The organism is Arthrobacter sp. Hiyo1, assembly GCF_001263615.2.
Classification (GTDB): Bacteria; Actinomycetota; Actinomycetes; order Actinomycetales; family Micrococcaceae; genus Arthrobacter.
Window position 1 is genome coordinate 985,725 of sequence record NZ_DF952468.1, and the last position, 674, is coordinate 986,398.

A 674-nucleotide genomic window follows, 5' to 3' on the forward strand; every position below is an offset into this window, starting at 1 on the left:
CACGCACACCGCGGGGCCTTGGCCGGGGGCACCGGCGACATGCGACTATCGCTGTGATGGCAGGGGGAGTGGACCGATACTATCCGTCCGGAAACGAGGATCTGCTGCGTGCCGTGGCAAACCAAGGGGCGGTCATCGCGGAGGTTCCTCCGGGCTCGGCGCCCACCCGTTACCGCTTCCTTCAGCGAAACAGGATTATCGCCGCCTTGGCGGCCGTGACAGTGGTGGTGGAAGCGCGATGGCGTTCGGGCGCCCTGAATACGGCCCATCATGCTGAATCAATTGGCAGGGCGGTCGCCGCGGTCCCGGGGTCCATCCACAGCGCCAACTCCGCAGGCTGCCATCGGCTCCTCAGGGATGGCGGGGCTGTCTGCGTCACGGATGTCGGCGAAATCGCGGAACTGGCGGGATCGAGCGGTGAGTCTCTTGTCGAGGACAAGGAAACCGCTGCCTCGGACCACGATGGACTCACGCTTGAGGACCTGATCTTGCTCGATGCCCTGCCGGTCCGTTCGACGAGCTCCGTGGAGAAGCTCGCGGTTGTGGCAGGACTCAGCCCCGAGTCCGTCAGGGCGGGTCTTGGACGCCTAGGCCTGTTGGGGTTGGCGGTATCAGTGAGCGGCGCGTGGAAGAGGTCCGGGAAGAGATATTGAGGGGGAGTGCGGTGCGGCCTG

General features: G+C 65.7%; 1 pseudogene. It reads left to right on the forward strand.

Features of this window, described 5'->3' with window-relative positions:
* Window positions 1-653: pseudogene (locus AHiyo1_RS04420) on the forward strand (DNA-processing protein DprA); the annotation flags it as partial.
* Between the last annotated feature and the right edge of the window lie 21 nt (window positions 654-674).